Source organism: Burkholderia sp. R-40 (assembly GCF_049942845.1).
GTDB lineage: Bacteria > Pseudomonadota > Gammaproteobacteria > Burkholderiales > Burkholderiaceae > Burkholderia > Burkholderia ambifaria.
The window spans coordinates 1,922,362-1,948,351 of the sequence record NZ_CP187967.1 but is presented as its reverse complement, the minus strand read 5'-3'; the positions used below and the strand labels follow the sequence as shown (position 1 = coordinate 1,948,351).

General features: G+C 69.6%; 20 protein-coding genes. 12 read left to right on the top strand and 8 right to left on the bottom strand.

From position 1 onward, the window contains the following. Window positions 1–62 precede the first annotated feature (62 nt). The 4 genes from ACP26O_RS08965 to ACP26O_RS08950 are packed head-to-tail and all read right to left on the bottom strand — an operon-like array spanning window position 63 to window position 3,990. The gene (locus tag ACP26O_RS08965) at window positions 63–872 is read right to left on the bottom strand and encodes an ABC transporter ATP-binding protein (RefSeq protein WP_175666509.1); all 810 of its coding nucleotides are present in this window, start codon (window positions 870–872) and stop codon (window positions 63–65) included. Continuing rightward, entirely contained in the window at window positions 865–1,929 is a 1,065-nt protein-coding gene (locus ACP26O_RS08960; RefSeq protein ID WP_175666510.1) for a FecCD family ABC transporter permease, read from the bottom strand. Before ACP26O_RS08960 ends, ACP26O_RS08965 begins: the two co-directional genes overlap by 8 nt. Further along, entirely contained in the window at window positions 1,926–2,867 is a 942-nt protein-coding gene (locus ACP26O_RS08955) for an alpha/beta hydrolase (RefSeq protein WP_175666511.1), read from the bottom strand. The genes ACP26O_RS08960 and ACP26O_RS08955 overlap by 4 nt, the downstream gene beginning before the upstream one ends. 1 nt (window position 2,868) lies before the next feature. Further along, the gene (locus tag ACP26O_RS08950) at window positions 2,869–3,990 is read right to left on the bottom strand and encodes an ABC transporter substrate-binding protein (protein WP_175666512.1); all 1,122 of its coding nucleotides are present in this window, start codon (window positions 3,988–3,990) and stop codon (window positions 2,869–2,871) included. Between the two features lie 162 nt (window positions 3,991–4,152). Between ACP26O_RS08950 and ACP26O_RS08945 the strand changes: the two genes are divergently transcribed. The 9 genes from ACP26O_RS08945 (at window position 4,153) to ACP26O_RS08905 (ending at window position 17,581) form a co-directional block, all read left to right on the top strand. Next, window positions 4,153–5,124, top strand: coding sequence for a helix-turn-helix transcriptional regulator (locus ACP26O_RS08945; RefSeq protein ID WP_426356235.1), 972 nt, complete (start codon window positions 4,153–4,155; stop codon window positions 5,122–5,124). Between the two features lie 117 nt (window positions 5,125–5,241). Continuing rightward, the gene (locus ACP26O_RS08940; protein WP_175701438.1) at window positions 5,242–7,449 is read left to right on the top strand and encodes a TonB-dependent receptor domain-containing protein; all 2,208 of its coding nucleotides are present in this window, start codon (window positions 5,242–5,244) and stop codon (window positions 7,447–7,449) included. A 44-nt stretch (window positions 7,450–7,493) separates the two neighbouring features. Next, window positions 7,494–8,678: an isochorismate synthase gene (locus tag ACP26O_RS08935; protein ID WP_175666514.1), complete on the top strand. Its 1,185-nt coding sequence runs from the start codon at window positions 7,494–7,496 to the stop codon at window positions 8,676–8,678. After that, window positions 8,675–10,291, top strand: coding sequence for a (2,3-dihydroxybenzoyl)adenylate synthase (locus ACP26O_RS08930; RefSeq protein WP_175666515.1), 1,617 nt, complete (start codon window positions 8,675–8,677; stop codon window positions 10,289–10,291). Before ACP26O_RS08935 ends, ACP26O_RS08930 begins: the two co-directional genes overlap by 4 nt. Before the next feature lie 48 nt (window positions 10,292–10,339). Beyond that, window positions 10,340–11,215 carry an isochorismatase family protein gene (locus tag ACP26O_RS08925; RefSeq protein WP_175666516.1) on the top strand — a complete coding sequence of 292 codons (876 nt, stop codon included), beginning with the start codon at window positions 10,340–10,342 and terminating at the stop codon, window positions 11,213–11,215. Next, the gene (locus tag ACP26O_RS08920) at window positions 11,212–11,538 is read left to right on the top strand and encodes a DUF2218 domain-containing protein (protein WP_105834471.1); all 327 of its coding nucleotides are present in this window, start codon (window positions 11,212–11,214) and stop codon (window positions 11,536–11,538) included. Before ACP26O_RS08925 ends, ACP26O_RS08920 begins: the two co-directional genes overlap by 4 nt. 44 nt (window positions 11,539–11,582) lie before the next feature. Further along, a complete protein-coding gene (locus ACP26O_RS08915) occupies window positions 11,583–15,497 on the top strand; it encodes a non-ribosomal peptide synthetase (protein ID WP_175666517.1) in 3,915 nt (1,304 codons plus the stop codon). After that, on the top strand, window positions 15,494–16,288 hold the full coding sequence (locus ACP26O_RS08910; RefSeq protein WP_208446722.1) for a 2,3-dihydro-2,3-dihydroxybenzoate dehydrogenase: 795 nt from the start codon (window positions 15,494–15,496) through the stop codon (window positions 16,286–16,288). Before ACP26O_RS08915 ends, ACP26O_RS08910 begins: the two co-directional genes overlap by 4 nt. Before the next feature lie 54 nt (window positions 16,289–16,342). After that, window positions 16,343–17,581, top strand: a complete 1,239-nt coding sequence (locus tag ACP26O_RS08905) for an MFS transporter (protein ID WP_175666518.1) — start codon at window positions 16,343–16,345, stop codon at window positions 17,579–17,581. Between the two features lie 148 nt (window positions 17,582–17,729). Here the strand turns inward: ACP26O_RS08905 and ACP26O_RS08900 are convergent, their stop codons facing one another. Next, a complete protein-coding gene (locus ACP26O_RS08900; RefSeq protein ID WP_011656964.1) occupies window positions 17,730–18,095 on the bottom strand; it encodes a hypothetical protein in 366 nt (121 codons plus the stop codon). 267 nt (window positions 18,096–18,362) lie between these two features. Here ACP26O_RS08900 and ACP26O_RS08895 point away from each other — a divergent pair, with 267 nt between their 5' ends. The 3 genes from ACP26O_RS08895 to ACP26O_RS08885 all read left to right on the top strand — a co-directional run bounded on the left by ACP26O_RS08895 (window position 18,363) and on the right by ACP26O_RS08885 (window position 21,824). Continuing rightward, window positions 18,363–19,799, top strand: a complete 1,437-nt coding sequence (locus ACP26O_RS08895; RefSeq protein WP_175666519.1) for an aldehyde dehydrogenase family protein — start codon at window positions 18,363–18,365, stop codon at window positions 19,797–19,799. A gap of 127 nt (window positions 19,800–19,926) precedes the next feature. Further along, window positions 19,927–21,117 (top strand): NAD(P)H-dependent flavin oxidoreductase, encoded by a 1,191-nt coding sequence (locus ACP26O_RS08890; RefSeq protein WP_175666520.1) that lies wholly within the window; start codon window positions 19,927–19,929, stop codon window positions 21,115–21,117. A 65-nt stretch (window positions 21,118–21,182) separates the two neighbouring features. Beyond that, window positions 21,183–21,824 carry an OmpW/AlkL family protein gene (locus tag ACP26O_RS08885; RefSeq protein ID WP_012363958.1) on the top strand — a complete coding sequence of 214 codons (642 nt, stop codon included), beginning with the start codon at window positions 21,183–21,185 and terminating at the stop codon, window positions 21,822–21,824. Here the strand turns inward: ACP26O_RS08885 and ACP26O_RS08880 are convergent. The 3 genes from ACP26O_RS08880 to ACP26O_RS08870 all read right to left on the bottom strand — a co-directional run bounded on the left by ACP26O_RS08880 (window position 21,821) and on the right by ACP26O_RS08870 (window position 25,944). Then, window positions 21,821–24,388 (bottom strand): fimbria/pilus outer membrane usher protein, encoded by a 2,568-nt coding sequence (locus ACP26O_RS08880; protein ID WP_175666521.1) that lies wholly within the window; start codon window positions 24,386–24,388, stop codon window positions 21,821–21,823. The genes ACP26O_RS08885 and ACP26O_RS08880 overlap by 4 nt on opposite strands. 28 nt (window positions 24,389–24,416) lie before the next feature. Further along, on the bottom strand, window positions 24,417–25,166 hold the full coding sequence (locus ACP26O_RS08875) for a fimbria/pilus chaperone family protein (protein ID WP_175666522.1): 750 nt from the start codon (window positions 25,164–25,166) through the stop codon (window positions 24,417–24,419). A 112-nt stretch (window positions 25,167–25,278) separates the two neighbouring features. Beyond that, on the bottom strand, window positions 25,279–25,944 hold the full coding sequence (locus tag ACP26O_RS08870; protein WP_233410123.1) for a DUF1120 domain-containing protein: 666 nt from the start codon (window positions 25,942–25,944) through the stop codon (window positions 25,279–25,281). Between the last annotated feature and the right edge of the window lie 46 nt (window positions 25,945–25,990).

Below are 25,990 nucleotides of genomic sequence, written 5' to 3'. Positions count from 1 at the left end.
TCATGCGTTGTCAGCGAGCGAAAGCATGCGCGCGCAACCGCCGTGCTCAAGCGTTGAATCGCTCAATTGTCGCAAGCGAGCGCCGGCTCGTCCGGAATTGCCCGCTCTGCCAGCGCGACATAATCGCCCGACGCCGTGCGTTCGACCCTTGCATCGACGCGGTACGCGCGCCGCAGGTTCGGCGGCGTCAGCACGTCGGCCGGCGCGCCGTCCGCGACGAGTCCGTCGGCGCTCAGCAGCACGAGCCGGTCGCAGAAACGCGAGGCGAGATTCAGGTCGTGCATCGCGACCAGCACGATTGCGCCACGCTGGCGGGCCGCCTCGCCCACCGCCTCGAGCGCGAGCAATTGCCAGCGCAGGTCGAGCGCGCTGGTCGGTTCGTCGAGCAGCAGCAGCGGCGTGTCGCGCACGAGCACCTGCGCGAGCCCGACCATCTGCCGCTGGCCGCCCGACAACCGGTCGAGTGGCGACATTGCCAGCGGGTGCAGCCGCAGCCGCGTGAACACCTGTTGCAAACGCCGGTCGCGCGTCGCGTCGGACAGGCCGCCGCAGGTGGCGCGCAACGCGCTGCGCACGGCTTCGTACACGAGTAGCGACGACGGTTGCGGCAAGGTCTGCGGCAGATAACCGACTTGCCGCGTGTGTTCGCGGCGCGACCCGTCCAGCAGGTCGAAGCTGCCGAATGTCGCGCGACCGGTCGCGGACGCAAGCCGCGCCAGTGCGCGCAGCAGCGTCGACTTGCCGACGCCGTTCGGACCGAGCAGCCCGACCGTCGTGCCCGGCTCGACCGGCGCGAGCGACAGCCCGTCGAGCACGACCCGGGCGCCGTAGCGGACGCACAGCGCGTCGAGATGCAGCATCGACTCAGCCATGGAGCCTCCTGCGCCGGCTGACGAGCAGCATGAACAACGGCACGCCGACCAGCGCGGTGATGATGCCGATCGGCAGCGTCACGCCGGGGATCAGCGTCTTGCTGAGCACGGACGCGCTGGCCAGCATGATCGCGCCGGCAAGCGCCGCGCCCGGCAGGTAGTAGCGATGCTCGTCGCCGACCAGCAGCCGCGCGACGTGCGGCCCGACGAGGCCGACGAAACCGATCGTGCCGACGAACGACAGCGCCGTCGCGGACAGCAGGCTGATGCGCGCGAGCGCGACGAGCCGCAGCCGCTCGACTGAGATACCCATGCTGCGCGCTTGCTCGTCGCCGGCGCGCAGCGCTGTCAACGATGCGACGTCGACGCTCGCCCACAGCGTGCAGGTGGTGAACACGCAGGTCAGCAGCGCGATCTTGCCCCACGTCGAGCGCGCCAGGCTGCCCATGCTCCAGAACACGATCTGCTGCAACGCATTTGCGTCGGCGATGAACTGCAGCAGCCACTGCAGGGCCTCGAAGCTGAACATCAGGCCGATGCCGAACAGCACGACGGTTTCGGTCGTCGCGCCGTGGCGCCACGCGAGCCAGACGATCAGCAGCGTCGCGACGCACGCACACGCGAACGCGCCGAGCGACAGCGCGACGTTCTCGTTCCACAGCACCAGGTGCCAGCCGGAAATCACGACGAGCGACGCGCCCACGCTCGCGGCGGCCGACATGCCGAGCGTGAACGGACTCGCGAGCGGGTTGTTCAGCACGGTCTGCATTTCGGCGCCGGCGAACCCGAGCGACGCGCCGACGAGCACGGCCATCAGCGCATAGGGCAGCCGCACGTCCCACAGGATCACGCGCTGTTCGAGCGGCAGCCCGTCGGGCCGGAACAGGCCGCCGACCACATCGGCGAGCGGAAACGGCGATGGGCCGGTCGAGACGTCGACGACGAGCAGCGTGACGAGCACGCATGCGAGCGCGGCCAGCGCACCGACACGCCGCGCGGCGACTGCGCGATAGCGAAGTCGCAGCGACGAAGGTGAAACGCGGGTCGTCGTGCTCATGCGAGCGCTCCGGACGCGGGCTCGAACACCACGCGTGACGCCAGCGCGAGACTCGGCAGCACGACGCCGCCGTGATCCTCGCCGTCGATCAGCCGGAACGCGGCGTCGAGCCCCGGGCGGCCGCCCACGCGCGCGACGAAGTCGCGGGCGGAACTGACCTGCTTGCGCGCCTGCTGGCGGCGCATCCGTTCGGCGTCGGGGTTCGGTGCACCTTCCTCGAGACTGCCTGCGGTCACGAGGACGCGCAGCGGCCATGCGAGCGGGGCGGTTTGCGCGGCGAACCGGTCGGCATAGGGCAGCAGCGCGCGCTCGCCCCACCAGATCGACGGGCTCGCGGCCACGTAGCGCCGAAACAGGTGCGCGCGCGTGAGCATCGCGTACAGCGTCAGCAGGCCGCCGTACGAGTGACCGAACAGCGTCTGCCGCTCGGGATCGACCGGCAACTGGCGGGCGAGCCACGGCTGGAGGTCGTGCTCGATGAAGTCGAGAAAGCGGTCCGCGACGACGCCGCGGCCGTTCGGTAACGGCGCGAGCGTGTAGTCGTCCGCGCGCGCGGCCATGTCGTAGGGCCCGTCGACCGGATAGCCGATGCCGATCACGACGGCCTCGGCGTCGCGCGCGCCGTCCGGCCGTGCGCGGCGATTGCGGGTGAGCTGCGCCGCGAGCGGGAACAGCGCATTGCCGTCGAGCACGGTGAGCACCGGATGGGGCGCCGAGCCGGAACGCTCGGCCGGCAACGCGACGAACAGGCGCCGCGTGCGGCCGGCGATCGTCACGTCGAACTGGCGGCTGTCCGGCACGAAGACCGGGGACGCGGCGTCGAGGCCGGGCCACGCAGGTGCATCGGCGGCACAGGCGGGCGCGAGCCGGCCGCCGAGCGGGCCGGCCAATCCGGCGACGAGGAGGGCGCGGCGCATGGAGGAGGCGGGCATCTGCATGTCAGGATCCTTCCTGCATCCAGTATTCGCCTTGAAGCGGAACGGGCTGGAAGCGTCGCACCATCGTGTCGAACGTGGTGCGCGGATCGAGATCGGTGAACAGTGCCGGATGCAGCCACTTGGCCATCACCTGCACGGCGACGACGTTGAACGGTGAATTGTAGAAGTGATGCCAGATCGCATACGCACGCCGCTCACGGACCGCGCGCAGCCGCGTGATCTGCGGCCGCTTCAGCGACCGGTCGAGCGAGCGGACGGCGGCGTCGTGCGGCACGCCGGCGCCGAGCGCGATGCGTTGCGGCGCGCTTTGCAGCGTCTGGAGCGAGCCAATCGCGGTGCCGATGTAGAAATCGGGCTGGCGGCTCAGCAGGTATTCGGGGTTCAGCGTGCCGTGCTCGCCGGGCACGCGGCCTTTCGCGACGTTGTTGCCGCCGGCGGCGTCGAGGAGGCGGCCCATCATGCCGGTCATCGTGTCGCAGCAGTCGCTCGACAGGCCGACGCGGCTTTCGAGGAACACGCTCGGCGCGGCCGGGTGCGCGGTCGCGAGCCGCGTGCGGACGAGGTCGAGCTGCTGTTGCCAGTACGCGTTGAATTCCGCCGCGCGCTGCGGCGAGCCGAGTACCTGGCCCAGCAGGGCGATGCTGCGCGGCGTGTTGACGAGCGGGTCGTGCCGGAAGTCGACGAACACGATTGCGACGCCGGCCGCCTCGAGCCGCGCGAGCGTTTCGCGATCGCGCTCGCCGGGGCCGTGGCCGCCGCCGAGCCCGAAGATCGCAACCTGAGGACGCAGCGCGAGCGCGCGCTCGTCGCTGAAGCTGCCGGTCTGCGAGCGTCCGATGCGCGGCACGTCCTTCAGGCGCGGGAAGCGCGCGAGCCATTGCGCGTAGCTCGCGGGATCGAGTTGCTCGAAGTCACCCATCATGCCAACGAGGCGGCGCGTCGGATCGTCGCCGTCGACCACCGCCAGCGCCGGCAGCAGGCGGCCCTCGCCGAGCAGCACGCGCTCGACGCGCGCGGGAATCCGGACCTGCCGCCCGGCCAGGTCGGTGACGGTCGTCGTGTCCGCCCGCGCGGTATGCACCACGAGCCATCCGCACAGCCATACGCCCAGCATGGCCCACATTCCGCTTGTCTTTTTCACGTGACTCCCGATACGATATAAATGAGAATAATTCTCATTTAATTGTAGCCGAGCCGAGGCCGTGGGGATGGGCGTCGGATGTTTGATTGAACGCGAAAATAGTTTGTGCAGGCGCACGACGCCTGCGCGCGGGGGTATGACGACATGACAGCGCTGACGCCAGCCGCTTTCCATTCCGATCGGAACCGACACGACGCGCACGTCGCGCGGATCCGCGAGGTGCGGCCCGGGCTGCGGATCCATTCGGACGATGCAACGGACGAATTCGACGCCGTGATGTCGGGGCAGTGTTCGCCGGGCCTGCATCTCGTGCTGCTGCTCGAGGGCGCACTCGACGTGTCGTACGGCAGCCGGCGCGTGGTGTTGACGACCGACGGGCGCCGCACCGGTCGCGCGGATCGTGACGCCGTGCGGCCCGCGGTGCGGATGCAGTCGTTCCTGCGCAACGCCGTCGAGCCGGACACGTTCCGCAGGCGGCTCAGCAAGGGCGGTTACGCGCGGCGGCTGAGCCTCGCGATGTCGGGCGAATGGCTCGGCCATCTGCAGGCAGCCAGCCGCGGTGTCCTGCCGGAACAGCTCGGCACGATGCTGTCCGCCCATCTCGCGATCCGCTTCTGGCAGCCGACGCCGCGTGCGACGGCGCTCGCCGAACAGATCGTGCGGCCACCCGCGTATCAGCCGATGCTGCAGGCGATCTATCTGGAGAGCCGCGTGCTCGAACTGCTCGCCGAGGCGTTCACGCCGCTCGAGACCGACGCGGCACAGGCGGCGGACGCGTCGCTCGGCTCGCGCGACTATCGACGGATGGCCGAACTGCGCGCGTTCCTCGCGAGCGACGCGGCGCAGGCACTGTCGATCGACGACATCGCACGGCACGCCGGGATGAGCGCGAACGCGATGCAGCGCCAGTTTCGTGCGGCCTACGGCACGACCGTGTTCGACTTCGTCCGCGAACATCATCTGCAACGCGCGCGGCTCGCGCTCGAACGCGACGCGGTGAGCGTCAAGCAGGCCGCAGCGCTGGCCGGCTACACGAGCGCCGCGAACTTCGCGACAGCCTACAAGCGCCGCTTCGGCGTCACGCCGACGCTCGCGCGACGCAGCGACAAGCGCTGACGACGGCCGGCGACGGCGCTCAAACGACTTCGATGCTTACGCAAAGATTTCGGTGGATTACATGTTTCATAATGCAAATGAGAATCAATCACATTACGAAACGTCGAAAGCGCCACCATGTCGAGTCAAGCCGCAAGCTTTGTATTGAAGCCGGTCGTCGTCGCCGGTCTGTATCTGATGAGTGCGCCGTGCGCGTGGGCGCAGACGCCTGACGCAACGGCGGAACCCGCCGCCGCATCCGCCGTCGCCACACCGGCCAAGCCGGCCAAGCCGGCCAAGCCGGCCAAGCCGGACAAATCCGCGTCGCCGGAGGCCGCCGCCGACCCGGCCGCGATGAAGGAGATCGTCGTCACGGCGAGCCGCCGCGAGCAGGCGATCCGCGAGGCGCCCGCGAGCATTTCGGTGATCACCCGGGAAGAGATCGAGGCGAAGCCGTATACGTCGGTCGCCGAGATCGTCGCCAACGTCGAGGGCGTGAGCGTCGTCGGTGCATCGCCGAACGATCAGGACATCTCGATTCGCGGGATGCCGGGCGAGTACACGCTGATTCTCGTCGACGGCCGTCGCCAGAACACGCGCGAAACGATGAACCGCGGCACGGCGGGCGTGCAGTCGAACCTGATGCCGCCGCTGTCCGCGATCGAGCGGATCGAGGTCGTGCGCGGGCCGATGTCGTCGCTGTACGGCGCCGACGCGATGGGCGGCGTGATCAACGTGATCACGCGCAAGGTGCCGAAGCGCTGGGGCGGCACGATCACGGCCGGCAGTGTGTGGCAGCTCGAATCGAACCAGGGCGACACGCAGAGCGTCGACTTCTGGCTCGGCGGCCCGCTGAAATCCGACGTGCTCGGGCTGCAGGCATCGGGGCGTCTCCTGCATCGCGGCGAAGACGACATCTACTACCCGAACAGCGGAACGGGCGGGGCGAACGGGCAACGGATCGGCAGCTTCGACGTGAAGTTGTCCGCGAAACCCGTGAGCAACCAGGACGTGAGCGTGAACGTCGGGCGCGAGCAGCTCACCTATCTCAGCACGCCGGGCAAGAGCGCCGCGCCGCTCACGCCGCGCACGGCGGCCACCGCGCTCACGGAGACGCGTCATGTCCGCGATTACTGGGGCATCACGCACGACGGCCGCTGGGGCTTCGGCGACACGACGGTGTCGCTGTACGGCGAGCGCGGCGTGCAGGACCAGTGGACGCCGGCCGGGCGTTCGCCGGTCAAGCCCGCGCTGACCGACACGATCCTGGAAGCCAAGACCGCGGTGCCGTGGTGGGGCGAGCGCAACATCATGACCGTGGGCGGCCAGCACATCTGGTCGAGGCTGTCGGGCGTGAGCGTGCAGGACGCGGTGCCGAAAGGGCATGGGGCCAATGCGGATCGCGTCGCACGCAACGCGTGGGCGCTGTTCGGCGAGAACGACTACTTCTTCAACGCCCGCCTCACGCTGACGACCGGCGTGCGACTCGATCACGACGATCGCTACGGCAGCCACGTGAGCCCGCGCGTCTACGGCGTGTACCAGCTCGGCAACGCATGGACGGTGCGCGGCGGCGTATCGACCGGTTTCCGTCCGCCCTCGCTGCGCCAGAGCACGGCCGGCTACTGCATGACGTCGGGCGGCGCGGCGGGCGCGGTCCCCGGCACGCTGTGCGGCAATCCGGATCTCAAGCCGGAGACGAGCCTGACCGAGGAACTCGGCGTGCGCTACGACCTTGGCGACACGTACGCGGGCCTGACGCTGTTCAACAACCTGTTCAAGAACAAGGTGGCGAGCTACGACACGGGCAACGCCGATCCGCGCTCGCCGGGCCGCAACATTTACGTGTACGACAACATCGACCGGGTCAAGCTGTACGGGCTCGAGATCGGCGCGGGCACGCGCCTGTCGCGCACGCTGAAGATGTCGGGTGGATACACGCTGACCGAATCGCGCCGCGAGGGCAGCGGCGAGAAGGCGTTCAACGGCAGTTCGCTCGACGGCTATCCGCTCGACAAGACGCCGAAGCACAAATTCAACGTGCAGGTCGACTGGACGCCCACAGCCAAGCTCGATCTCTACGCGACGGCGAACTACAGCGGCAGCGAATACTGGGCTGCGTTCCGCAACGGCGCGCAGGGCGTGCGCGAGCGGCCGTCGACGACGACCTTCGATCTCGGCGGGCGCTACCGGATCGACAAGCGTTTCTCGGTCAATTTCGCGGTGCTGAACCTGACCAACAAGATGGTGCCGATCGACGATCGCACGCGCACGACCGGGCTGAGCGGCAACTGGCTCGTCGACCAGGGGCGCCGCGTCGCAGTGAGCATGACCGCGGAAATGTGACGGCATGGCCGGCGCGCCGGCTCATTCAATCTGGAGGCAATATCATGAATGCGATTTCCCGACCTGATGAATTATTAGTACCCCATAGCGTGTGGGATGTGTATCGCGCGGATACCCCGCTGTTTCTCGCAACCCCCGCGCATACGCTGCTGGTCTGCGATGTCGCGGAGGCGATCCCGCATGCGGACGCACCGCTCGCGGCGCGCGTGAGCGACGCGTTGCACCGCGCGCGGGCCGACGGTCACGCGGGCGCGGCGGTAGTCGGCGCGGTGCCGTTCGACGTCGACGCGCCGGCCGTGCTGCGGGTCGCGCGCACGATGCTGCGCGCGCGGCCACTCGGCGCGCAGCGGGCAGCCGTGCCGGCCGGTACGCGCTACGCGACGCGCGAGGTGCCGTCCGCGAATGCCTATGCGGACGCGGTCGCGCAGGCGGTCGCCAGGATTCGCGCGGGCGAACTCGACAAGGTGGTGCTGGCGCGCACGCTGGAGGCGACCGGCGACGCACCGGTCGACGTTGCGGCGCTCGTCGCGCGCCTGGCGTCGTGTAATCCGCACGGCTATACGTTCTCCGTGGATCTCGGCGCGGGTCGCACGCTGCTGGGCGCGAGCCCGAAGCTGCTCGTGAACCGCTTCGGCAGCGTCGTGCGCGCGAATCCGCTCGCGGGCTCCGCGCCGCGCAGCCGTGATCCGGTCGAGGACCGGCGCCGCGCGCAGGCGCTGCTGGCGTCCGCGAAGGATCTCGACGAGCACCGGGTCGTCGTCGAAGCCGTGCGCGACAACCTCGCGCCGCTGTGTCGGCGGCTCGACGTGCCGGCGCGCCCGTCGCTCGTCCATACGGAAACGATGTGGCATCTGTCGACCGAGGTGTGCGGCGAAACCGATGCGGATGCGTTGACGCTCGCACTCGCGCTGCATCCGACGCCCGCCGTCTGCGGCGCGCCGCGCGCGGCGGCGCGCGACTGCATTCGCGATGCCGAGCCGTTCGATCGCGGCTTCTACGCGGGGATGCTCGGCTGGGTCGACGTACGGGGCGACGGCGAGTGGGTCGTCACGATCCGCTGTGCCGAGGCGTTCGACCGCACGCTGCGGCTCTATGCGGGCGCGGGCGTGGTCGGCGAATCGACGCCCGACGGCGAACGCGCGGAAACCGCCGCCAAGTTCCGGACGATGCTGGATGCGCTCGGTATCGATCGCGATGCCGCAACGGGCGCCGCGCGGGAGTTCGCATGAAGTCCGCGAAATGCACACCGTGGCCGGACGCGTTCGCCGCGGCGTATCGGCAGAAGGGGTACTGGCTCGGCCAGTCGTTCGCGCAATGGTTCGACGAACGCGTCGCGCGGCACGCCGAACGCGTCGCGCTCGTACAGGGCGACCTGCGCTGGTCGTACCGGACGTTCGCGGCGGAAGCCGAACGCACGGCCCGTGCGTTGACCGCGTGCGGGATCGTGCCGGGCGAGCGCGTCGTCGTGCAGTTGCCGAACTGCGTCGCTTTCTTCGCGGTGACGTTCGCGCTGTTCCGGATCGGCGCACTGCCGGTGTTTGCGCTGCCCGCGCATCGCCGGCGCGAGATCGGCTACTTTTGCCGGCACGCGGGCGCGGTCGCCTATGTCGCGGCGGAACGGCACGACGGGTTCGACTACCGGGCGCTCGCGAGCGAGATCCGCGCCGATGCGCCGACGCTGCGGCACATGCTGTTCACCGCGCCCGGCAATACGCGCGTCGCACTGCCGGAGCCGACGCCCGACGTCGCGCTGCCGCCGGGGCCCGGCGCGCACGAGATCGCGTTCCTGCAACTGTCGGGCGGCAGCACGGGTACGCCAAAGCTGATCCCGCGCACGCACGACGACTATCTGTACAGCGTGCGCGAGAGCGCGCGCATTTGCGGGCTGACCGAGCGCAGCGTCTATCTCGCGGCGCTGCCGGCCGCGCATAACTATGCGCTGAGTTCGCCGGGTTCGCTCGGCGTCTTCGATGCAGGCGGCACCGTCGTGCTGAGCGACGGCGCGAGCCCTGATGCCGCGTTCCCGCTGATCGAGCGCGAGCGCGTGACAGTGGCGGCACTGGTGCCGCCGCTCGTGCCCGTGTGGTTGGCAGCGGCCGGGCAGCGGCGCGGCGCGCTGGCGAGCCTCGAACTCGTGCAGGTCGGCGGCGCGCGCTTCGATCCGGCGCTGGCGGCCCGCGCGGCGGACGGCTTCGGCGCGCAATTGCAGCAGGTGTTCGGGATGGCCGAAGGGCTCGTCAACTACACGCGGCTCGACGATCCGCGCGACGTGGTGATCGCCACGCAGGGGCGCCCGATCTCGCCGGACGACGAGGTCCGCATCGTCGACGACGACGACCGCCCGGTCGAACCCGGTGAGGTCGGCCATCTGCTGACGCGCGGCCCGTACACGATCCGCGGCTACTACGACGCCGCCGCGCACAACGCGCGCGCGTTCACGGCGGACGGCTTCTATCGCACCGGCGATCGCGTCCGCCTGACGGCGGGCGGCCAGCTCGTCGTCGAGGGGCGCGCGAAAGACCAGATCAACCGCGGCGGCGAGAAGATCCCGGCCGAGGAGATCGAACACCTGCTGCTCGCGCATCCGGGTGTCGTCGACGCGGCGCTGGTCGCGATGCCCGACCCGTATCTCGGCGAACGCAGTTGTGCGTACGTGATTCGCGGCGTGCCGGCGCCGGCCGCGGCGGATCTCGTGCGCTTCGTGCGTGAGCAGGGCGTGGCGGCGTACAAGGTGCCCGACCGGATCGAATTCGTCGACGCATTCCCGAAAACGCCGGTCGGCAAGATCGACAAGCGCGCGCTTCGACAGCACATCGCGGATCGGCTCGCCGCCGCCGCTTGACGGGCGCGGCGACGTCCGGTCGATTCCTCCATTCCAATCCTGTCCATCATGGCCATTCCGAAAATCGCTTCCTATCCGATGCCGGCCGAGCTGCCGGCGAACCGCGTGAACTGGCGGTTCGACCCGCACCGCGCGGCGCTGCTCGTGCACGACATGCAGGATTACTTCCTCGACTTCTATGACCGTGCGGCCGCGCCCGTGCCGACGCTCGTCGCGCATGTACGCCGCCTGATCGATTTCGCGCGTGCGGCCGGGATGCCGGTCTACTACACCGCGCAGCCGGCGACTCAGGCGGCGGCCGACCGGGCGCTCCTGACCGACATGTGGGGGCCGGGCCTCACCGCGCAGCCGTCGCGCGCGGCGATCTGCGACGCGCTCGCACCGGCGTCCGGCGACACGGTGCTCGACAAGTGGCGCTACAGCGCGTTCCGGCGCTCGCCGCTCGAGACGTGCCTGCGCGAGCGGGCGCGTGACCAGCTTGCGATTTGCGGGATCTATGCGCACATCGGCTGTCTGATGACCGCTTGCGATGCGTTCATGCGCGACGTGCAGCCGTTCTTCGTCGCCGACGCGCTCGCGGATTTCTCCGAGCGCGAGCACCGAATGGCGCTCGACTACGTGGCGGGCCGCTGCGGGATGGCGGTGACCACGGACGCGCTCGTGGGCGTCGCGCCGGCGGATGATTCGGCACCCATGCTCGTCGCGATCGCGGCGCAGGTCGCGCGCAGCCTGCGGATACCGGCCGCCGACCTGCGCGAGCACGACAATCTGGTCGATTGCGGGCTCGATTCGATCCGGATGATGACGCTCGTCGAGCAGTGGCGCGCGCAAGGCTACGACGTCACGTTCGTCCAGCTCGCCGAGCAGCCGACGCTAGGCGCGTGGACGCAGGTGCTGCAGCGCGCGGCGCAGGTGAGCGCATGACGGCGCATCCGGCGATGCCCGATGCCCGTCCGGCGTCGTTCGTCAGCACGGCGCGGGTGTCGGTGCCGCAGGCCGACCGCGTGCTGTTCAAGCTGTGCAAGCACTACGCGATCAAGGTACCGGTCGTGTTCGACGAACATCGCGCAACCATCGATTTCCCGTACGGCGTCTGCCGGATGCTGCGCACCGACGACGTGCTGCAGCTTCGCTGCGAAGCCGATTCTTCGGAGCGGCTCGAGCAGATCCAGTACGTGATGGACGAGCACCTGGTGCTGATGTCGCGCAACCGTGCGCTGGTGGTCGCATGGGAGCGGGGCGCGTGACGCGGCCCGCCGCCGGCTCAACGAACTTCGGAGCAAGCCTGCCGATGAAAAACGAATCCTTGCCGATCCGCGCGACTTCCGCGCAATACGGAATCTGGGTCGCGCAACAGGTCGACTCCGACGATCCGGGCTATCTGACGGCCGAGACCGTCGAGCTCGACGGCGCGCTCGACGTCGCCGCGCTGACCGACAGCGTCGAGGCCGTGCTCGATCATGCCGACGCGCTGCACATGCGGTTCGTGTGGCAGGACGATGCGCTGTGGCAGGCGCGCCGGACGCCGCGCACGCGGTTGCCGCTCGTCGACCTGTCGGCGCAAGCCGATCCCGTGCAGGCGGCGCACGCGTGGATGAAGGCGTCGCTGTCGGTCTGCTGCGACGTGACGGCCGATCCGCTGTACCGTACCGCGCTGCTGCGGCTGTCGCCGACCCGGCACTGGTGGTATCTGCAGGTGCATCACATCGCGCTCGACGGCTTCGGCTACGGGCTGCTGCAGCAGGCCGTGGGCGCCCGCTACAACGCGCGCGTCGGCGGCGGGCCGCTGCCGGCGCTGCCCGACTGGCGGCTGGATCGCGTCGTGGAGGCCGAGGCGCGTTATCGCGCCGACGGCGGCTTCGATGCCGATCGCGCGTTCTGGCGTGCGCATCTGCGCGACGTGCCCACGCCGCTCGTACTCGCGCCGAAGCAGGACATCGCCGCCGATGCGCGGCGAGCGACGCACGTGCTCGACGCCGACCGCGTGCACGCGCTGCGCGCGGCCGCCGAGCGAGTCGACGTCGACTGGAATGCGTGGCTGCTGTGCGCGGTCGGCATCTGGCTCGCGAAGCAGGGCGGCCAGCGCGACCTGACGCTCGGGCTGCCGGTGATGAACCGGCTCGGCACGCCGGCGCTCGGCGTGCCGTGCATGGCGATGAACATCGTGCCGCTGCGCATGCACGTCGACGCCGAACGCTCGCCGCGCGCGCTCGCGCGCGAATGCGCGGAGCGCCTGCGCGCGATCCGGCCGCATCTGTATTACCGGTACGGCTGGATTCGCGGCGATCTGGGGCTGCTGGAGCGCAACGCGTTCCTGTTCAATCAGGCCGTCAACGTGATGCCGTTCGAACGGCGGGTCGCGTTCCACGGGCTCGTGAGCGATACGCGCGCGGTGAGCGGTGGCCCGGTGAAGGATCTGAACGTGACGCTCACCGTGCGTGGCGGCATGTGGCACCTGACGCTGGAAGCGAACCCGAACGCGTACGACGAGGCCATGCTCGCCGCGCACGCGCGTAACCTTGCCGAGTGGCTCGACGCATTTGCCGAACAGGCGCCGGACGCGCCTGTCGGCGCGTTGCTCGAGGGGATGCCCGCGCCGTCGATCGTGCGCGGCGCGCCGATCGCCGGGCCGTGCGACGACGTGCTCGCGCGGATCGAGCGCATCGCGCGCGATGCACCGTCGCACCCGGCGATCGAGGCCGGTGACCGGCGCATCGACTACCGGTCGTTGCTCGCCGACGCCGCTGCACTCGCGACGGAACTCGAACGACGGGGCGTGGGGTGCAATGCACGCGTCGTGATCGCCGCGCCGCGTGCGCCCGACGTGATCGCAGCGATGCTGGCCGTGCTGAAGGTCGGCGCGACGATCGTGCCGATCGATCCGGACGGACCGCCGCAGCGCGTCGCGGCGATGCTGGCCGATGCGGCGCCCGCACTGGTGATCACGCGCGATGCGTATCGCGAATGCGCGGGCGAGCGGTCGGTGCTCGATCTGGACGCGGCGCGTGTGCCGTTGCCGCACGACGTGGTGTGCGTGGCGCCCGATGCGGCCCGGCCCGCGTACCTGCTATACACGTCGGGATCGACCGGCCGGCCGAACGGCGTGCTGGTCGGGCGCGGCGCGCTCGCGCATTTCGTCGCGAGCACGCGGGACCTGTATCGGATCGGTCCGGGCGACCGCACGCTGCAGTTTGCGCCGCTGCATTTCGATGCGAGCTTCGAGGAGATATTCGCGACGCTCTGCAACGGCGCGACGCTCGTATTGCGCGACGACGCGATGCTCGACTCGGTCGACGCGTTTACGGCCGAGGTCGAACGCCGCCGCATCACGGTGCTCGATCTGCCGACCGCTTACTGGCACGTGCTCGCCCACGCACTGGACGCACGCCATGCGCAGCGCCTCGCCGGCGTGCGCCTGACGATCATCGGCGGGGAGGCCGCGTTGCCGGAGCGGATCCGGCGCTGGCATGCGCACCTGCCGCATCTGGCGCTGCTGAACACCTCTGGGCCGACCGAAACGACGATCATCGCGACCGCCGCCTGCGTGAGTGGCCCCGGCGCGATCTGGCGCGACGGCGAGCCGGTGCCGATCGGCACGCCGCGCGCGGGCGTCGACGCGTGTGTCGTCGACGAGCGGCTGTATCCGGTGGCCGAGGGCCGCACGGGCGAACTGGTGCTGTGCGGCGACGCGCTTGCGCTCGGCTATCCGGGCAATGCGGCGCTGACGTCCGGGCGCTTCGTCAGGCTGCCGGGGAGTGGCGTGCGCGCGTACCGGACCGGCGATCTCGCCACCGTGCGCGACGGCCGGCTGGTGTTCGACGGCCGGATCGACCACGAGGTGAAGATCAGCGGCGTGCGCATCGATCCGCGCGAGATCGAGGACTGGCTGCTGCGCACGCCGGATGTGCGCGAGGCGGCGGTCGTCGCCCTGCGCGGCGACGCCGACGTGACGACACTCGCGGCGTTCGTCGCCGGGGTCGACGACACGGCCGCGCTGCGGGCGCGGCTCGCCGACGCGCTGCCGGCCGCGGCGATTCCCGACGCATGGCACGTGCTCGAACGGCTGCCGCGCAACGTCAACGGCAAGACCGATCGCAACGCATTGCGGCAACTGGCGATAGCGGGCCGCATCGGCGTGGACGACGATCCGCGCGCCGACGCGCTCGAACGGCAGGTGATGCACGCGTGGCGCAGCGTGCTCGGCGGCGTCGCGCTGACGCCGGATTCGAATTTCTTCGACATCGGCGGCAAGTCGTTACAGGCGATCCAGATGAGCGCACGGCTGGCGACCGCGCTCGGTCGCGATGTGCCGGTGTCGATGCTGTTCCGCCATGCGACGGTCGCGGCATTGACGGCCGCGCTGCGCACGCCGCTGCCGTACCGGCCGCGCGCTGAGCGCGATGCGTTTGCACCGCATCTCGCGATCCAGACGGCCGGCGCGCCCGCGCAGCGGCTGATCTGCATCCATCCGGCCGACGGCCTCGCGTGGAGCTACCTGCGCCTCGCCGCGTACCTGCCCGACACGACGATCGACGGGCTGCAACTGTCGGTCGGCGACACGAACGGCGCGGCCGATTTCGACGCGCTCGTCGACACCTATGTGCGGCGCGTACGGGCGCTGCAGCCGGACGGTCCGTACCACCTGCTCGGCTGGTCGCTGGGCGGCGCGCTCGCGTACGCGGTCGCGGCGGCCCTCGAACGCGCCGGCGCGCCGGTCGGCGTGCTCGCGCTGATGGACAGTTATCCGTCGTCCGCGTGGACGGCACAGCCACAGCCGGAGACTGGCGACGCGCTGCGGATCCTGCTGACGGTGAACGGCGATTTCGACACGGCGGCGTTGTCCGACGTGCTGCTGCGGCAGCGCCTGCTGCGCGCGAACAGCCCGTTCGCCGCGCTCGGCGGCGCGGGGCTCGACGCGCTGGTCGGCGCGACGCTGCGGCAGATGCGCCTGTTCCGCGCGGCGCCGACCCCGCATTACGGCGGCGAGCTGCTGCTGTTCAACGCGACCCGCAAGCGGCCCGGCACGCCGACGCCCGACAGCTGGGCCGCGCTCCGGCCGGTGGCGTTGACGACTTGCGTGGCGCTCGACTGCTCGCACGACGGGATGTCCGATCCCGAGCCGATGGCGGCGATTGGCGCCGCACTGACCGAACGGCTCGCCGCATGGGCCGACATGGAAACCGTTATGAGGAACGCGAATCGATGAGCAGGGAAACCGAGATGACATTTCCGGCGGGCGTGGCCGTCGTGACCGGCGCGGCGCGCGGGATCGGCGCCGCGGTGGTTCGCGCGCTCGCCGCGTGCGGGGTCGACGTCGCCGCGTTCGACATCGACGCAGACGCGCTCTCGCGTGCGCACGAGGATCGCCCGCCGGCGCCGGGCCGCGTCCATTCGTTCGCGGTCGACGTGGCCGACGCGCGCGCCGTGCGCGCGGCGATCGAGCACGTGGAGGTGACGGTCGGCCCGATCGGCATGCTCGCGAACGTCGCCGGCGTGCTGCGGCTCGCGGCCGCGACGTCGCTGACCGACGACGACTGGGCGCATTGCTTCGCAGTGAACGCGCATGGCGTGTTCCACCTGTCGCGCGCGGTCGCACAGCACATGATCGAGCGGCGCGCGGGCAGCATCGTGACTGTCGGGTCGAATGCAGCGCTCGTGCCGCGCACGCAGATGGCCGCCTACGCCGCGTCGAAGGCCGCCGCGCATCAGTTCACGCGCTGCCTCGGCCTGGAACTGGCCGGCCACGGCATTCGCTGCAACATCGTCGCGCCGGGTTCGACCGACACGCCGATGCAGCGCCAACTGTGGCGCGGCCCGGAAGGCCCGGCGGGCGTCATCGCGGGTTCGCTCGAAACCTATCGCACGGGCATCCCGCTCGGCCGCATTGCGGCCCCTGACGACGTCGCCGGCACCGTGCTGTTCCTGCTGTCCGATGCCGCGCGCCACGTGACACTGCACACGCTGTGCGTCGACGGCGGCGCGACGCTCGGCGTGTGATCGCCCATCCACCTTCCGTTGCCCGACGTTTACCTTCTTTCATCGGAACACCTTATGTCGACGACTTCCGCTGACTCGCTGCCTACGCCGGCCGATGCCGGCAAGTCTTTCCTGCCGCTGCTGCTCGCCAATTTCGCGATGGTGGCCGGCACCTATGTATTCGTCACGATCGCCGGACCGATGGCGCGGCGCATGCATCTCGAGCCGCTGCACGTCGGCGCGATCATCGGCATCGTCGGGCTCGTGTGGATGATCGCCGCGCCGCGCTGGGGGCGCGTGGCGGACACCCGCGGGCGGCTGCCGGCGATGCGCGCGGCGATCGGCGGCTTCGTTGCGAGTTCGCTGCTGCTGACCGGCTACGTTGGCTGGGCGTTGCGCGACGGCGGCAGCGCCGTGCCGCCGGTATGGGCGGGCTTTGCCGCGCTGCTCGTCACGCGCGCGGCGATGGGCGGCTGTTATGCGGGGCTGCCCGTCGCGGCCATGGCGTGGATCGCGGACCGGACGCCGGCCACGGGGCGCGCGGCCGTGATCGCGCGATTCGGTGCAGCGGGTGCGATCGGGATGGTGCTCGCGCCGCCGCTTGCGGGCTGGTTGGCCGGGTTTGACATGACGCTCGCGCTCGCCGTTTTCGCGCTCCTGCCGCTCGCGGGACTGGCGGGGCTGCGACGGCTGCGCGACGACGGCGCGCATGCAGTGCGGCGGCCGTCGCCGCGGCTGAAGCCGGCTGATCCGCGCGTGCGCCTGCCGTGGTGCAGCGCGTTCGCGCTGTACAGCGCGGTGATGATCGCGAACAGCGTGCTCGGCTTTTACGTGATCGACCGGCTGCACGTGCGAACGGGCGACGCGTCGAGGGTGGCCGGCTACGTGCTTGGCAGCGCCGGCATCGGGCTGATCGCGGCGCAGTCGGTGGTCGGCCGCCTGCGTGCGGTCGCGCCGCTCCAATGGCTGCGTTGGGGCGCGCTGGCGGGTGGCATGGGGTTCGTGTCGACGCTGGCCGCACCGGCCGGGCATCCGATGCTGCTGTGCGCGAGCTACTTCGTGGCGGCGTGCGGGATGGGCGCAGCATTTCCCGCGGTCGCGGCGCTCGCGAGCACCCGCGTTGAAGCGCACGAGCAGGCCGCGTGTGCGGGTACGATGTCGATGGCGCAAGGGCTCAGCATGGTCGTCGCACCGCTGGCCGGCACGATGCTGTACGAACTGCATCCGGCGGCGCCGTTCGTGTCGATCGGCGTGGTGCTCGCGGCCGTATGCGTCGCGACATGCGGCGTTGGGGCGCGCTCGCCGGCGGCGTGACGGTTTTCGCGCATCGCGCGCGCCGGCTCAGCGGGCGGTGCGCGCGCACCATATCCGCCAGCGATTCCGGCTGCTGCGTCCGCATCGACGATAAAACCCGGGCGCATAGCGAGTGAGCCGCCTGCACGCCTGCGGCTCGAGATGCGGCTCAATCGGCCAGCCGCTTGTCCGCGAGCGCCTTGCAGCAGTCTTCGTACACCCATTGCACGAGTTTCGCCCGATAGTCGAGATCGTCGGTATCGACGATTTCCTCCACTGCGTCGCGCGCCCACGACGCGTCGACGAACCCCGCATGCCGCTTCGCGATGTCCTGTGCGAGCGCCGCGAGCCGGGCGACCGCGAGCCAGTCGGCCTGACGGTGATGGCGGTCGAGCCAGCGGTGCGCGGCCTGGACCTGGAACGTGGCGTCCGGCCACGATTCGTTGAGGTAAAACGCGCCGAGATTGCCGCAGGTGAGCCAGCAAAGCAGTTCCAGGCGGTCTTGCGAGCCGAGAGTGTGGGATGCGTCGGACATGGCAGCGCTCACGAAATGCGTCGATTCCGGGCGGCGCCGGCCGCAACGGGCCGATGCCGATAGTAAAAACATAGCACGATGCGAGCCCGCCCGCGCACCCGGGCGGATGCTGACGCGGCGGCGGCTGCGCGTCGGGCGCGCCGGTCTGGGTCGCCGGCGGCGCAGCAAGGGCGCGATAGCGCCGGGTCCTTTCGAATGGCTGTCAATCGTCACACCAGCGGACGGAAACGCTCGCTAGAATGTCGGCTTCCCTGGAGGCGGAAAACGATGAAAATCTACGACCAGTTCTACATCGACGGCGCATGGCGCAAACCGGCCGGCACGGGCACGATCGACGTGATCGACTCGGGTACCGAGGCCGTGATCGGCCGGATTCCCGAAGGCGTCGCGTCGGACGCGCAGGACGCGATCCGCGCGGCGCGCGCGGCATTCGACGCATGGGCCGCGACGCCGGCCGCGACGCGCGCGGGCTATCTGCGCAAGATCGTCGAGCGCCTGCAGGCGCGCAGCGAGGAACTCGCGCAGTCGATCACCGGCGAAGTCGGGATGCCGATCAAGCTGTCGCGCGCGATCCAGGTCGGCGGCCCAATCTACAACTGGAAGGCGTACGCGAAGCTCGCCGAATCGTTCGAATTCGAGGCGACGGTCGGCAACTCGCTGGTCGTGCGCGAGCCGGTCGGCGTCGTCGCGGCGATCACGCCGTGGAACTATCCGCTCAACCAGGTCACGCTGAAGGTCGCACCGGCACTCGCGGCCGGCTGCACGGTCGTCCTGAAGCCGTCCGAAGTCGCGCCGCTCAACGCGTTCATGCTCGCCGAAGCGATTCACGAAGCGGGCCTGCCGCCGGGCGTGTTCAATCTCGTATGCGGGTATGGCCCGGTCGTCGGCGAGGTGCTGGCGACCGATCCGGACGTCGACATGGTGTCGTTCACCGGTTCGACGCGTGCCGGCAAGCGCGTGGCCGAACTCGCGGCCGCGGGCGTGAAGCGCGTCGCGCTCGAACTCGGCGGCAAGTCGGCATCGGTGATCCTCGACGATGCCGATTTCGCGGCGGCGGTGAAGGGCACGGTCAACGCGTGCTACCTGAACGCGGGCCAGACCTGTTCGGCCCACACGCGGATGCTGGTGCCGGAGGCGCGCTACGACGAGGCGCGCGAGATCGCGAAGAAGGCGGCCGAAGCGTATGTCGCGGGCGATCCGCGTGACGAAACGACGCGCCTCGGCGCGCTCGCGTCGGCCGCGCAGCAGCAGCGCGTGCAGGCGTATATCCAGCGCGGAATCGACGACGGCGCGGAACTCGTGACCGGCGGCACGGGCCTGCCGGAAGGGCGCGCGAAGGGCTTCTTCGTGAAGCCGACGGTGTTCGGCCGCGTCGATCCGAAATCGACGATCGCGCAGGAAGAGATCTTCGGGCCGGTGCTGTCGATCATCACGTATCGCGACGAAGACGAAGCGGTGCGCATCGCGAACGATTCGCCGTACGGGCTCGGCGGCGCGGTGTGGGCGGGCAGCGACGAACGCGCGATGCGCGTCGCGCGGCGCATCCGCACGGGTCAGGTCGACATCAACGGCGGCATGTGGAACGGCGCCGCGCCGTTCGGCGGCTACAAGCAGTCGGGACACGGCCGCGAGAACGGCGTGTACGGGCTCGAAGAGTATCTCGAGTACAAGTCGATGCAGCTCAAGCCGGCGAATCCGGCCTGAGCGTTTTACCCCGCATGACCCGAAACGGCACGCTCGCGTGCCGTTTTTTATTGACGGCCGTCAAGGTGCGCACCGGTGGATCGTCGATCATCGCGTTTCCGATTTTCGATGTTTCGACGAGGTTCAGATGACCGCACGCACTTCCTTCCCGCCGCTCGAGATTCGCGGCCGCACGTTGCTGCCCGTGGTGCAGGGCGGCATGGGCGTCGGCATTTCCGCGCACCGCCTCGCCGGCAGCGTCGCGCGCGAAGGCGCGCTCGGCACGATCGCCAGCATCGACCTGCGTCACCACCATGCGGACCTGCTCGCGCGCTGCCGCGCGAATCCCGACCGCGCGACGCTCGAAGCCGCGAACCTCGACGCGCTCGCACGCGAGATTCGCCTCGCGAAAACCTACAGCGAAGGGCGCGGGATGATCGCGGTCAACGTGATGAAGGCGGTGAGCGCGCATGCGGACTACGTGCGCGTCGCGTGCGACGAAGGCGCGGATGCGATCGTGATGGGCGCCGGCCTGCCGCTCGATCTGCCCGACCTCACGCAGGGTCACGACATCGCGCTGATCCCGATCCTGTCGGACAGCCGTGGCATCGCGCTGGTGCTGAAGAAGTGGATGAAGAAGGGGCGGCTGCCCGATGCGATCGTGATCGAACATCCCGCGCATGCGGGCGGCCACCTAGGCGTCACGCAGATCGACGACATGCACGATGCGCGCTTCGATTTCGTACGCGTGCTCGACGAGACCGCCCAGGTGATGGCATCGCTCGGCCTCGCGCGCGACACGATCCCGCTGATCGTTGCGGGCGGGATCAACAGTCACGACACGGTGCGCGCGGCGCTGGCGGCCGGCGCGAACGGCGTGCAGGTGGGCACCCCGTTCGCGGTGACGGAGGAGGGCGACGCGCATCCGAACTTCAAGCGCGTGCTGGCCGATGCGCTGCCCGATGACATCGTCGAATTCGTCAGCGTGACGGGGCTGCCGGCGCGCGCGGTGAAGACGCCCTGGCTCGATCGTTACCTGCGCAACGAAACGCGTATTCGCGACAAGCTCGGCGCGTTCCGGCAGCGCTGCCCGACCGCGCTCGAATGCCTGAGCGTCTGCGGGCTGCGTGATGGCATCGAGAAGTTCGGCCATTTCTGCATCGACACGCGGCTCGCGGCCGCGCTGCGCGGCGACGTCGCGAACGGCCTGTTCTTCCGCGGCCGCGAAGCGCTGCCGTTCGGCAACGCGATCCGCAGCGTTCGCGATCTGCTCGATCTGCTGCTGACGGGCCGCGCGGCGGAGCCTGCGACAAACCGTCCGATGTTTACGCTGGCTTGACGAATATCAAGATGCCTCAAAGACCCTACAGGGAGAATGGAATGCATTCTTCAGGGGTCCGCACCATGCATAAAACGATTCGAACTTGTGTCACCGCCGCCGCGATCGCGGCAAGTCTCGCCGCGCTGCCTTCGCTGTCGCACGCGGCTTCGCCGGGCGACGGCATCAACCAGGGTGACGTACTGGTCCGGCTGCGCGCGATCAGCATCCAGCCGAACGAGCGCGCGAGCGACACGCTGGGCGCGATCAACACCGGCGTGAACAACGCGATCGTGCCGGAGCTCGACTTCACGTACATGATCCGCGACTACCTCGGCGTGGAACTGATCCTCGGCACGTCGCGGCACCAGATGACGTCGAGCCTCGGCAATCTCGGCGGCGTCGGCGTGCTGCCGCCGACGCTGCTGCTGCAGTACCACTTCAATCATGCCGGCAAGGTGCGCCCGTACGTCGGCGCGGGCCTGAACTACACGTACTTCTACAACAACGGGCTCAACGTCGGCGGCGAGGGCGTGTCGATCAACAAGAGCAGCTTCGGTCCGGCGCTGCAGTTCGGCGTCGACGTGCAGCTCACGAAGAAGGTGTTCATGAACGTCGATGTGAAGAAGATCTGGATGAGCACCGACGCGACGCTCGGCGACAAGGGCATCGGCACGCTGCACATCGATCCGCTGATCGTCGGCGTGGGCGTGGGGATGAAGTTCTAGGCGCGTTCGGACAAGAACAGAGTTGGGGTTGGCGGCATGTCAGTCGGCATGCCGCTCTTTTTTTGTGCGGCTTGCGCGACGGACGCGGGCACCGATTCGCAGCGCGCGTCGGCCCTTTCGTAATAGCGCGTCGTCGCAGGCGGCTCGGCTGGCAGCGCGATCGCCAGGCGGCAGTACGCGCCGTCCGGCAACGCGACCCGCAGCGGCGTCGTCAGTTGCGCGCCCGTGAGCAGCAACCTGCCTTCGCTTCCGCTGACGGTCACGAACCGGTCGTCGACGTCGACGACGGTCGACAGCACCGGCAGCGGTGCGCCGTTCGAGAGCGTCACGGTCAGCAGCACGCGCCGCGTTTGCTCGACGGCGAATTCGACGCGACTGACCGAACCGCGGCCGGCTTCGACGGTCTGTATGCCGTTCTTCAGGTCGAGATTGCGCGGCAGGCTTTTCGTGTTGATCCGCACGAGCGTTTGCGTGTACGCGGGCAGCGACGCGATGACGGCGCGGCCGTGGCGATCGGTCCAGACCGGGCCCGACGGCGTGACGAGTTCGATGCCGGCGCGATCGCCGACGCGGGCGAGTGCGAGCGTGTCGCGGATCTCGTACGGCGACAGCATGCCGACGCCATCGAGCAGCGCGACCGCACCGCGCAGATTGACACCGAGCGTGGCGCGATCGGCGCCGTAGAGGCCCGCGTTGACGATCGCGCGCACATGCTTCGGCGTGGCGCTGACGGTCGCGCGGATCGACGGCGACCGGATCGCGGTGTCGTAGTCGGCCGCGACGCTGTAACTGCCGGTGCGGCCGAACGTGTCGGAATAGCGGGCGCCCGAACGCACCGAATCGCCGGTGACATTCGCAAACGCGCTGACGCTGCGCGTACCGATCGGCACGGTCGCGCTCACATAAACCTGGGTGCCGACGGCGCCGCGGGTGCCGAACGTCCGGCTCACGTTCAGCGCGAGCGAGCCCCGCCCGAGCGGGCGGGTCCATGCGCCGGCGATGCGCTGCATCGCGGGGCCGTCGAATACCGCGACGCGCGTGTAGTCGAACGACAGCATGCCGAGCGTGCGATCGCGCCAGCCGAGCGCCGCCGCGAACTGGGTACGCGCCGGCGGCGTGAATGCGTCGGTCGACCGCACCGCATCGGTCAGTTCACGGTATCCGGACGTGCGCCGGACGAACGACACATTGGCGCGCAATGGCGTGTCGCCGTTGCTCGACAGCGCGATACGCGTCTGCGCGCCGTTGCGTCCGGCGGCGCGGGTGAGATCGACACCGACGGCCGCGGCGACGCCGGCAAGCGGTGCGAATTCCACGCTCGCGGCGCCCGACTGCAACGGCGACGACATGAGGATGCCGGCGTTGAGCCGCGCGCGTTGCCGGATCTGCCAGCCGCGCGTGGCGGTCGCGAGCCACGGCGCTTGTGCGTAGCCGTCGTTCTGCAGGCGGCCCACCGCGATCGCCAGCCCTTGCGCGGCGGCGAGCCCGGCACCGGGCAGCGACGAACCCGGCACGATGAAATGCTGCACGTCGCCCGTGGCCTCGACGACGGTCACGTCGAGATCCGCGCTGCCGCTGACGAGCGGCAGGTCGCTCAGCGTGAACGGCCCCGGCGGCAACTGCGACGCATGGATCAATACGCCGAGCTGGCGCACCTCGACGCGCGCCTGCGTGCGTGCGATCCCGGTCACGCGTGCGGCCGCGCCGGGCGTGACGGCGAGCGCTTCGTCCGGAAACATCTGCACACCGAACGTCCGGCCGATCGCGAACAGCGTCGAGCGCGGCACGATCTGCCCGGCCTGCAGCGTCGTGCCGCGCGAGGCGAACGTGCGCTGGGCGTAGGCTGCCTGATGATCGACGCCGGCATGGCCGCCGACGACCGTGGCGATCTGGCTGCTGCGCACGATCCAGTCCGCCGCGTTGAAGCCGGCTTCGGTCGTGGCTTGCCAGTATTGCGACGTGCCGGCCGGGTTGCGCGTCGTCATCGCGAGCAGGTCGTAGTTGACGAGCCCGGCGAAGCCGCCGTGCTCGAACGTGTCGGGCGTGCGCGGCCCCGTGTCGAGCGCGTCGGCCGGCACGACGAGGTCGACGGCGCCGTGGGCCGGGCGCAGCGTGACGATCGCCTGCGGATAGGCGCGCCGGTAGTCGTAGCATGGCGGCGTGTCGGTGCGGGCGTTCTCTGCGTTCTCTGCGGTCGCTGCGGCCGCATCCCGAAGCGCATCGGGCACGACGAGGCCGGCCGCGCGCAGCAGGCCGGGCGTCGCGCACAGGTTGCCGTTGTCGTCGAATCGCGCATCGGCGCGGCCGGCGCGCTTGCCGTTGACCGTCAACCGCACGGAAGCCGTGCCCGGCATGAAGCGCGGCGCGTGCGCGAAATAGCGGCTCGCCGTGGCGTCGATCCCGTGCTCGCGCAGCGCGCCGGTGTCGAACTCGACCGTGTCGGGCGCGGTGTGGCCCGGGCGGGTGGCGGCGGCGCACCGCATGCAGGTCGCAACGGCGAACAGCGCGAGCGCGACGAAGCCACGCGCGACGCGGCCGCGCGGGCCATGAATGGCACCTGACATGGCAAATCAGCAATCGCAGACGCGGTGCTTACCGTTGCTTGGCCGTATCGGCCGCATTGGCCGCAGCTGGTGGGACCAGCGCTGCGTCGTAGTGATCGACCGAGTAGCCGTAGACGGTGGCGGGGAAGAGGCGTACGTGCTCGGGCGTCGCGGCCTCGCGGGCCAGTGCGATCCGGCGGGTCTGTCCGGCCAGCACGTAGGGTGCCGGCAGCGACACGATCTGCCCCGACGGCAGCAACTGCACTTTCTGTTCGAGACGCACCACATAGCGGCTGTCGTTGCGCACGATCAGCTTGCCATCCTCGATCGACCACTTCAGCAGTTCCCATGGCCTGTCGTTGCGCGCGAGGTCTTGCGGCTGGATCAGCACCGGCAGGTTCTGGCGAATGATCGTCTGGATCTCGTTTTTGTTCTGGCGTTTCGGCGGAATGCCGGAGAACGAGACGCGGGCGAGGCGCTGCGTGGCGAGCGGCGCGTTGTCGGCGAGAACGAACCGGACGAGCTGCACCGCACCGGCTTCGACACGCGCGATCGGGGGCGTCACGATGAGGAGCTCGGCCTTGTCCTCGGGGATGGGCTCGACCGTCGTATGCAGGAGTGTCGGGTGATTGTCGGTGTTCCTGACCGAGATCGTTCCTTCGCCGTCGGCTTCGTCGACGATCACCACGGACGTCTCGGGCACGACGCCCATCGCGTGGACGACGCTCGAACCGATCAGGCAACCGAGGAGCGGGGCGAGCAACGACGCCCGCAGGGTATGACGTGCATGGAATTTCATGGGCAGCAGGCTAGGCGGTAATCGTGCGGCGCACCGCCGCTTCGGCGAAGCGGCGGTGCAGTCGACGCCTGTCAGGCAATCGACGCGATCGGAGGAAAAACGCGTACCGGAATTACAGGTACACGAGCGACACGGTGGCGAGGCCGTCGAGATTGATTTCCTGGCTCAGGTCGAGATTCGACGTCTTGTCGATCGCGGCCTGCACGTCGAGCGTGCCGGTGAAGACCTTCGCCGCGACCGGGACGGTCTGGCCTTTCTTCGCCCACGACTCGTAGTCGCCGGTGTTGGTGGCGACCCCGTTGGACGTCGCCCAGCTGGCGCCGCTGGTGGTCGAGCCAATCGAATCGACCGCCGCACCATCCGCCGTGAACGAGTTCGTTCTGAAACGGAATGCAAAAGCGCCGATATTCTTGCCGCCGGCCGCTCCGAGACCGAATTGCGTTTTAACCGGATTGGACGAGCCGAAGAAATTGATATTGCCGGTAAATGCGCCGGTGCCCGCGCGATTGTCCTGCGCGCTCAGTGCGACGCGGGCCGCAGCGTCACACGTGATCGTGATCGAATCCGACAGAACCTGCAGCAGCGTGGGCGCGGTCGGACTGAGTTCGGCCGAGCCGATCAGTCCGTAATCGAACGTGCCGCCGCCAGCGAGCGTCGGCGTGCAGGCGCCCGGCTTGATCTTGCCGGTGACCGCGACGTCGAACGAGTCGGCGAACGCCGACGCGCTCCCCAGGGCGAGCAGACCTGCCATCACGACATGCGACGCTTGGTTAGTCATCTTAATGAATTTCATTGGAGCGGTTTCCTTTAACTAGCCGGAATTC